Annotated in this window: 9 protein-coding genes; 4 read left to right on the top strand and 5 right to left on the bottom strand. The window is 70.0% G+C overall.

What is annotated here, in order from left to right:
- Positions 1–291 precede the first annotated feature (291 nt).
- The gene (locus tag ACWEOO_RS39450; RefSeq protein ID WP_452147444.1) at positions 292–363 is read right to left on the bottom strand and encodes a hypothetical protein; all 72 of its coding nucleotides are present in this window, start codon (positions 361–363) and stop codon (positions 292–294) included.
- Between the two features lie 70 nt (positions 364–433).
- Between ACWEOO_RS39450 and ACWEOO_RS39445 the strand changes: the two genes are divergently transcribed.
- On the top strand, positions 434–1,054 hold the full coding sequence (locus tag ACWEOO_RS39445) for a hypothetical protein (RefSeq protein ID WP_452147411.1): 621 nt from the start codon (positions 434–436) through the stop codon (positions 1,052–1,054).
- A gap of 1 nt (position 1,055) precedes the next feature.
- On the opposite strand, the gene ACWEOO_RS39440 is transcribed toward ACWEOO_RS39445, so the two are convergent.
- A complete protein-coding gene (locus tag ACWEOO_RS39440; protein ID WP_452147410.1) occupies positions 1,056–3,578 on the bottom strand; it encodes a polynucleotide kinase-phosphatase in 2,523 nt (840 codons plus the stop codon).
- The gene (locus ACWEOO_RS39435) at positions 3,575–4,975 is read right to left on the bottom strand and encodes a 3' terminal RNA ribose 2'-O-methyltransferase Hen1 (RefSeq protein ID WP_452147409.1); all 1,401 of its coding nucleotides are present in this window, start codon (positions 4,973–4,975) and stop codon (positions 3,575–3,577) included. The genes ACWEOO_RS39440 and ACWEOO_RS39435 overlap by 4 nt, the downstream gene beginning before the upstream one ends.
- Before the next feature lie 216 nt (positions 4,976–5,191).
- Between ACWEOO_RS39435 and ACWEOO_RS39430 the strand changes: the two genes are divergently transcribed.
- Positions 5,192–5,512, top strand: a complete 321-nt coding sequence (locus tag ACWEOO_RS39430; RefSeq protein WP_359932792.1) for a hypothetical protein — start codon at positions 5,192–5,194, stop codon at positions 5,510–5,512.
- Between the two features lie 18 nt (positions 5,513–5,530).
- Here ACWEOO_RS39430 and folE read toward each other — a convergent pair whose 3' ends face one another.
- Complete coding sequence (gene folE, locus ACWEOO_RS39425) at positions 5,531–6,142, bottom strand: GTP cyclohydrolase I FolE (RefSeq protein WP_359932789.1); 612 nt, start codon at positions 6,140–6,142, stop codon at positions 5,531–5,533.
- Positions 6,143–6,223: 81 nt separating this feature from the next.
- Between folE and ACWEOO_RS39420 the strand changes: the two genes are divergently transcribed.
- The gene (locus ACWEOO_RS39420) at positions 6,224–6,889 is read left to right on the top strand and encodes a helix-turn-helix transcriptional regulator (RefSeq protein ID WP_452147443.1); all 666 of its coding nucleotides are present in this window, start codon (positions 6,224–6,226) and stop codon (positions 6,887–6,889) included.
- A gap of 31 nt (positions 6,890–6,920) precedes the next feature.
- Positions 6,921–7,409, top strand: a complete 489-nt coding sequence (gene ybaK / locus ACWEOO_RS39415; protein WP_452147408.1) for a Cys-tRNA(Pro) deacylase — start codon at positions 6,921–6,923, stop codon at positions 7,407–7,409.
- Here ybaK and ACWEOO_RS39410 read toward each other — a convergent pair.
- Entirely contained in the window at positions 7,396–8,700 is a 1,305-nt protein-coding gene (locus ACWEOO_RS39410) for a glycoside hydrolase family 32 protein (protein ID WP_452147407.1), read from the bottom strand. The two genes, ybaK and ACWEOO_RS39410, sit on opposite strands and share 14 nt — an antisense overlap.
- Between the last annotated feature and the right edge of the window lie 36 nt (positions 8,701–8,736).

Below are 8,736 nucleotides of genomic sequence, written 5' to 3'. Positions count from 1 at the left end.
CGGCGGCTTCGGCTGGCTGATGGACGGCGGGTCCGGGCTCAGCATCGACGGCGTGGAGTTCGCCTTCCTCGTTCTGCTCCTGCTGTGGCTGCTGACCCCGCTGGTCCTGTACAGCGTGCATCGTGGCGACCGGCGCGCCGTGCTTCCCGTCGCGGTCGGCCTCGCCCCGACCGCCGTCGGCAACGCACTGGTGGTGCCGGAGGATCCCTTCACCCCGCTCCCCGCGATCATGCTCGTCGCCGGCGTGATCACCATCCTGGTCGTGCGCCGGCGCACCGGGGCGCCGGCGGGTCAGAGCCGACGATCGACCGGCTCCGACTCCAGCGCGAGGACGCCGAACACGCACTCGTGATTGCGCCACAAGGGCTCGCCGCAGGCGGCGGTGGGGTGGCGATAGCGTGGGGTGGCCCCCTTTGGCGACAGGGTGGTTTGTGTGACTGCCCCGCGCCTCGATGTTCACCGGCCGCCGCTCAGACCCGCGGGCAACCTGCTGCGTGTCACTGCGGCGGTTGCGGCGCTGTCGGTTCCGCTGGCTCTCGCGTCCTACGTCCTGCAGGTTGCGACCGGTGCGGGGCAGTGTTCGCCTCAGCCCGAGTGTCAGGAGTTGATCCTCCCCGAGGTCTACAGTCCGTTCGTCCTCAGCACGACGGTCGTCGCCGAGCTCGTGCTGGTCGGTTGCTATCTCGCGCTGGCGACGGCACGCGGCAGGCTCACGCGGGACGCCGCGCGCCGCGCGTTACCGGCCGCGCTCGGTGTCGTGTTCCTTGCCGTCGCCGGCCTCGCAGGCTGGCTGGAAGCGCCCACCAACCACCCCGGCGATGCCCCAGTAGGAACCGGCTATCTGATCCTGCTTGGCCTGTGGCTGCTTGCGCCGGTGGTGCTTTACGGCGTCCATCGCGGCGACCGGGGTGCACCGATTCCAGTAGCACTCGCGCTGGTCCCCACGGCGTTCGTCAGCATCGGCGCGCTGCCGAAGGTCCCGTTCGCCGCGTTGCCTGCCGTCATGCTCGCCGTCGCCGTCGTCGCAATCGCGATCGTTCGCCGACGACGGTGAATCACAGGCGAGGATCGATCGGCTCCGACTCCAGCGCGAGGACGGCAAAGACGCACTCGTGGACGCGCCACAGCGGTTCGCCGCGGGCGGCACGGTCCAGTGCCTCCAGGCCGAGAGCGTATTCGCGAAGCGCCAGGGACCGTTTGTGGCCGAGGTTGCGGTCGCGGAGCCGAGCGAAGTTTGCCGGCTCGGTGTAGTCGGGCCCGTAGATGAGCCGCAGGTACTCCTGCCCGCGTACCTTCAGCCCCGGCTGGGCAAGCCCCTTCGCGGTGCGGGTCAGGTTTGCGGCCGGCTTGACGACCACGCCCTCTCCCCCAGCGCCGGTCAGCTCCTCCCACCACGTGACCCCGGCGTCCCAGGTGCCGCTGTCCACGAACAGCCGGCGCGTCGGCGTGATCAGCTCCGGGCCGGCGGCAACCATCCGGTCCGCGATCGCGAGGTGCCACACATGCGGCCGGTCCTGATACGTCGCGCCGTCGGACGCGAGCACCTGGAACGGCGCCAGCCGGACACCGTCGAGCCCGTCGGTCGGCCAGCAGTACCGCCGGTACGCCGCGGTGAACCGCTCCGCGTTCGCCGTCCGCCGCTCGGCCGACACCAGCAGCTCGTCGACGTCGAGCCCGGCCGCCTGAGCGGAGCGCAGCGCAGCAGTTGCGGCTGGCAACGACGTACGAGCGGCCGCGCCGACGGCGGCGTACTGGTTCCGGAGCAGGTCCTCGGCCTTCGCGCTCCACGGGAGCAGCTCGGCGTCGAGCAGCAGCCACGACGTGTCCAGCTCGTCGAACAGCCCCGCCCGCGCGGCGACCGCGCGCAGCCGCAGCAGCAACTCGTCGGTCAGCGAGGAGTTGAAGAACGATCGCCCGGTGCGCGTGTGGATCGCGCCCCGACCGGCGAGGCCGAATCGTTTCCCGGCCACGTCGTCGTCCCTCGTGAGCAGCACGACCGCTCGCGAACCCATGTGCTTCTCCTCGCACACCAGTTCGGTGACGCCCTGCGCCTGGTAGGTCTCGAACGCCTGCCGCGGATGTTCCAGCAGCCCCGGCTCCGGCGACGTCGCGACCGGGCTCATCGTCGGCGGCAGGTACAGCAGGAACCGCGGGTCGATCGCGAACCGGCTCATCACCTCCAGCGCCGCGCCGGCCTGCTCGGCCCGGATGCTCAGTCGCCCCTGCGACGCGGTCTCGATCACCCGGCGACCCGTGACGTCGGTCAGCTCGAGGACATCGGGTTCGCGCGACGGTGCCGTTGCCACGTGCAACGGTTTCGCCGGGGCGTAGTACTCCTGGGCTGCCCGCACCGACACCAGCTCCCGCTCCGGGTAGCGCAGCGCGGTCAGCGAGCCGCCGAACACGCAGCCGGTGTCGAGACAGATCGTGTTGTTGATCCACTCCGGCTCCGGCGTCGGGGTGTGACCGTAGACGACCGTCGCCCGACCGCGGTAGTCGTTCGCCCATGGGTAGCGCACCGGCAGCCCGAACTCGTCGGTCTCGCCGGTCGTCTCGCCGTACAGGCAGAACGAGCGGACGCGACCGCTTGTCCGGCCATGCATCCGCTCGACCAGGCCGGCGTGCGAGACGACCAGCTTGCCGCCGTCGAACACGTAGTGCGAGATCAGCCCGTCGATGAACGTCGCCACCTCGTCGCGGAACTCCTGAGGCTCCAAGGCGAGCTGCTCGAGCGTTGTCTCCAGTCCGTGGCTGATCTTGACATTCTTGCCCCGCAGCGCCCGCAGCAGCTTGTCCTCGTGGTTGCCGGGAACGCAGTACGCGTTGCCGCTGGCAACCATCCCCATGACGAGCCGCAGCACGCCGGGGCTGTCCGGGCCGCGGTCGACGAGGTCGCCGACGAAGACCGCTCGGCGGTCCCGGTGGACGGCGTCGACCGGGCGGCCGGCGTCGTCGCGGGTGAGCGTGTAGCCCAGGTCGGTGAGCAGCTGCTCGAGCTCGGGGAGACAGCCGTGCACATCACCGATGACGTCGAACGGGCCGGTCCGATCCGTGAGGTCGTTGTACAGCCGGGTGCGTTCGATGCTGACGGCATCGATCTCCTCGACGCTGTTCAGCACGTGGACGGTACGGAATCCCTCGGGCTTGAGGCTGCGCAGCCCGCGCTTCAGCTGCGACCGCTGCCGAGCGATCACCTTGGACCCGAACTGCCGGTCCGACCGCTGCTCGTTGCGCTCCACGCACACGCGCTCCGGCGGGTCCAGCACGATCGCGACCGGGAGTACGTCGTACTCGCGGGCCAGGTTCACCAGCTCCTTGCGGGCGTCCGGCTGGACGTTGGTGGCGTCGATGACCGTCAGCCGCCCGGCCGCGAGCCGCTTGCCCGCGATGAAGTTGAGCACCTCGAAGGCGTCCTTCGTCGCGGCCTGGTCGTTCTCGTCGTCGGACACCAGACCGCGGCAGACGTCGCTCGAGATCACCTCGGTCGGCAGGAAGTGCTTGCGTGCGAAGGTCGACTTGCCGGAGCCGCTCGCGCCGACAAGAACCACGAGGGACAGCGCAGGTACGTCGATGGTCATCGCGCCTCCTCCCGCCGGAACAGTGCGAGCTGCGTGGGCGGACCCACCTCCGGGTCCATCGCACCGACGGGCCGGAACTCGACTGTGTAGCCGTACCGGTCAGCCACCTCGCCGGCCCACGCGCCGAACTCCGGGCGGGTCCATTCGAAGCGGTGGTCGGGGTGGCGGAAGGTGCCTGCCGGCAGGGACGGGAAGCGCACGTTGTACTCGCTGTTCGGGGTGGTGACGACGACTGCGGCGGGACGGGCGGTCCGGAAGACCGCATGGGCCAGAGCGGGCAGCCGCGGCGGGTCGACATGTTCGACGACCTCCATCAGCACGACCGCGTCGAGCCCGGCGAGTCGCTCGTCGGCGTACGTCACCGACGACTGCAGGAACGTCAGCCGGTCCCGCTGGCGGTCGGGCAGGTCGTCGTAGTGCAGCCGCCGCTTCGCCGCGACCAGCGCCCGGGCCGATACGTCGGTCGCGATCACCTCGCCGATCATCGGATCCTTCAGCAGCTCGCCGGCGAGCGCGCCCTCGCCGCAGCCGATGTCGGCGATCCGGCGGGCGCCGAGTTCGCGCAGGACGCCGGCCACCGTCGTCCGCCGTTCGACGGCCAGGGACACCGAGCCCTCGTCCGTCGTCTCGTCGGCCAGCTCGAGGCCGTCCGCCTCGGCGAGCCGCTCCAGCGCGGCATCGGCCAGGTACCGGCGGTGCGCGAGGTAGCGGTGCGAGATCAGGTCCTTGTCCGGATGCGCGGCCAGCCAGCCCTCGCCGGCGCGGACGAGCTTGTCGACCTCGTCCGATCCGACCCAGTAGTGCTTGGCGTCGTCGAGGACCGGCAGCATGACGTACAGGTGATTGAGTGCGTCGGCCAGCCGCAGTATGCCGGTCAGGCGCAGATCGACGTACCGCGAGTCACCCCAGGCCGGGATTTCCGGGTCGAGCGGCACCGGACGCGCGTCGACGGTCCAGCCGAGCGGCGCGAACAGGCGCGCGGCGAGCTCGGTGCCGCCGTTGCAGGGCAGCGCGGGGACGTGGACGTCCAGCGGGATCGCCCGCGCCGCCAGCTCCGGGCGGGCGTCGCAGCGGCCGTTCATCGCCGTCCGGAAGAGTTTCCCGAGCGCGACGGCGAGCAGGCTCGAGGCGGCGTAGGGGCGGTCGTTCACGTACTGCCCGAGCGTGAATCCTTCGGCGGCCTTGCCGCGGCCGGACCTCACCAGGCCGATCGGGTCGATCTCGAGCAGCACCGCCGCCGTGCACCGCTCGTCGGTCGCCTCGGGGTAGAAGACATGCGCCGACCCGCCGGTGACGTCGATCGCCTGCGGGCGTGCGGGGTTCTTGTGCAACAGGAACCCGAAATCGCTCGCGGGCGCGCCTGCTCCGGCCAGATCGGTGCCAAGTGTCAGGAACACTTGAGGTATTCGATCACGTGTCGCAGTTCGAGACACGCGGATTAGGGGCTGGCGTGTTCGCTGGAATGGTTCTAGCTTGTGGTGAGAAGATGAGTCGCTACAGACCGTCCTTCCCCGCTGACAGTCGGTAATTGTCCCCGGTTTGTGGCGAGAATCCACTGCGCCTGACGGGGAAAGGATCATGGCAACTTTGTCACGCCACACGGGGTGTCGCCGGTGAAACCCCAGACGTTCGAACTCGTCCGTTACACCGACATCAGCGGGGTTTCCGGAACCGGCGTCGTCGCCGAAGGCTGTGTGTTCACCGACGGCTCGGTGGCACTGCGCTGGCACGGCGCGAACCCCTCGACCGCCGTCTGGCCGGACCTCGACTCGATCCTCGCGGTCCACGGCCACAGCGGCGCCACCGTCGTGCGCTGGCTGGACGTCTCCGAGATGGAGCCCGTCCCCGGCACGGACCTGCTGCCCGGCGAGCTCACGCACATCCTCGCCACCGGCCGCCGGTCCCACCAGCCCCCGGCGGTCGCCTCCGCCTGACGCTTCGCCCGGCCGCCCCTACGGGGTGAGGCCGGTGAGGGCGAAGAACTCGGCGCGCGAACTGGGATTGTTCCGGAGGGTGCCGTGGAGCGCCGAGGTGACAGTGCGCGAGCCGGCCGCCCGGACGCCGCGCAACGACATGCACTGGTGCTCGGCCTCGATCACGACACCGACGCCCTTCGGCGACAAGTGGTCCTGCAGCCAGTCCGCGACCTGCTTGGTGAGCCGCTCCTGCACCTGGAAGTCGCGCGCGAACAGCTCCACCACCCGGGCCAGCTTGGACAGCCCGAGGATCCGGTCGCCGGGCAGGTACCCGACGTGGGCGACGCCCTGGAACGGCAGCAGGTGGTGCTCGCACAGCGACTGCACCGGGATGTCCTTGGCCAGGACGAGCTCGTCGTACCCCTCGTCGTTCGGGAACGTGGTGAGCTCGAACTCCCGCGGCGTCAGCATCTCCGCATACGCGTTCGCGACCCGGCGCGGGGTGTCCGCGAGGTGCGCGCTGTGCGGGTCCCGCCCGAGCGCGGTCAGCAGGTCCGCCACGGCACGCTGCGCGGCGGGAAGGTCGATCTCCTCCCGGCGCGCGACGATATGGAGGGGGACGGACTCGAGGTCGGCCGAGATCGCCATCTGCACACTCCCTGAAGTATCAGCGAACTGACATCATACTGTTACGCCAACCAGAGTTGTCGATAGAATCATCCCGTGGACATGTCGTGGGACGCCTCGGTGCAGGCGGTCGCCGTCCTGGAGGAGCCGACCCGCCGCCGGCTCTACGAGTACGTCGTCGGCCGGCCGGAGCCGGTGAGCCGGGACGACGCCGCGAGCGCGCTCGGCATCCCGCGGACCACGGCCGCGTTCCACCTCGACCGGCTCACCGAGGAGGGTCTGCTCGACACCTGCTACGAACGCCGCACCGGTCGCACCGGCCCGGGGGCCGGCCGCCCCGCGAAGCTGTACCACCGCTCGGACCGCGAGATCGAGATCAGCCTCCCCGAGCGCCAGTACGCCGTGGCCGGCCAGCTTCTCGCCGCGGCCATCCAGGACGCCGAGGCCACCGGCGTCACACCCCGCGAGGCGGTCAACCGCCGCGCCCACGAGTACGGCGAGACGCTCGGCCGGGCCGCTCGCGACCGCGGCGGCTTACTGCAGGTGCTCGAGGCCTACGGTTTCGAGCCCCGGCCCGACGCGGACGGGATCGCACTGGCGAACTGCCCGTTCCGCCGGCTGGCGAAGGACCACCCGCAACTCGTCTGCGGTATGAACCTGCATCTCGTCGCTGGGCTGCTGACCACTGTGGATGCCCCGCTCGAGGCGGAGCTCACCCCGCGAGCCGGCCACTGCTGCGTCCGGATCACCGGACGTCCCTCACTGTGAGTGGTGGGCGTCCGCGAACTAAGCTCACCCCGTGGCTAAGGCGAAGCAGAGCCAGGGAACGCCGGCGACGGTGGCGCTGACCAAGGCGAAGGTCGAGTTCACGACGCATGCGTACGAGCACGACCCGGCCGCGAAGTCGTACGGGCTGGAGGCCGCCGAGGCACTCGGGCTGGCGCCGGAGCAGGTGTTCAAGACGCTGCTCGTCGAGGTGGACGGGAAGCTCACCGTCGGCGTCGTCCCGGTCGCCAAGCAGCTCGACCTGAAGGCGATCGCGGCCGCGGCGGGCGGCAAGAAGGCGGTGATGGCCGACCCGGCCGCCGCGGAGCGCACCACCGGCTACGTCGTCGGCGGGATCAGCCCGATCGGCCAGAAGCGCGCCCTGCCCACGGTCGTCGACAGCACCGCCATCGACCACCCGACCGTCTACGTGTCGGGTGGCCGGCGCGGCCTCGACATCGGCCTGTCCCCTGCTGACCTGATCACCGTGACCAAGGCGCGGACGGCGGCTATCGCCAGATAGAGCCGAGCCGGCAGATGGTGACCCGCTCGACGACCGCGCGCCCCTCGGCGATCAGCTCCAACTCCGAGGGGCGAACGTTGTAGCTCTGGTAGACCGCCCCGTCGTTCCCGAAGACGTCCAGCTGGTCACGATCGACCAGCAGGTGCAGCGTGATCCTGCCGTCGACCGGCCGCAGTTTTGCCCCGTCGAGCGTCTGCTGCTCGCCGTCGTACACGATGTCCCGACCGGTCTTGACGATCAACCTGCGTGCGTCTCGGACGTCGATTGTTGCCTCGAGCTCGTAAGTGTCCGTCGCCGGAAGCTGGTGTGTGCCGTCCTCGACGGTGAGGTTCTCCCAGGTCTGCGCCTCGCCGCGGAGGACTGCGAGTTCGGGGATCGGCGTGCTGAACACGCGCAGACCGTCGTCGGTACGGCGGAGCGTGAGGTCGACCGGGAAGGACGCGTTGCCGGTCCAGATCGAGCCCTTGTTCTCGCCCTGCCAGGCCATCGAGACGATCCGGTCGTCCGGCAGGTTCTCGAACGTCAGCCCGGCGTAGTACCCGCCGCCGGCGCGGGTCTCGGTCTGGTTGATCTTCTGCGGAGCCGTCCAGTCGGTGTGGAACGCCGCACCGTCCCAGTCCCCGACCAGGTAGTTGCCGCCGCCGTCGTGCAGGACCCAGCGGTGGCCGCCGTCGATCGGCATCCGCATCATGTTCGGGCACTCGAACAGCCACTCGGCCGGGTACCGGGAGCCGAACGTCCAGTCGAGCAGGTTCGCCGAGGTGTAGAAGTCGGCGCCGTTGCCGCCCTCGTCCGACCACACGACCATGCCCCAGTGGCCGGACACCGGATCCCGGAACACCTTCGGGTCGCGGCTGGTGCCGCCCGGTGTCACGACTTTCTTGCCGTCGGCGTACGCCGTGAACGTGGCGCCGCCGTCCAGGCTGTAGAACACCGTGACGCCGTTCGTTCCGGAGTAGACGACGATCGGGTCGTCGTCGCCGGCCTTCAGGCCGCTCGCGTTGCCGGTGTCGACGACGCCGCCGCCGGACCACAGGTCGCCGGGGTGGGTCTTCGGGTCGAGCGCGATCGGCTGCTGCGTCCAGTGCACGAGGTCGGTGCTCGTCGCATGCCCCCAGTGCATCGTGTCCCACACCAGGCTGAACGGATTGTGCTGGTAGTAGAGGTGGAACACGCCGCGGTAGTACAGCGGCGCGTTCACGTCGTTCATCCAGCCGGCGCGGGTGCTGAAATGGAACTGCCCGCGGGCGTCTTCCTGGTAGTTCGTCTCCGGGTACGGAAAGTCCGTCATGAGTCAATGAGACCATCTGGCTCATCGACTCAGATG

This window comes from Kribbella sp. NPDC004138 (assembly GCF_053603655.1).
This window is presented reverse-complemented; position numbering and strand designations above follow the sequence as displayed.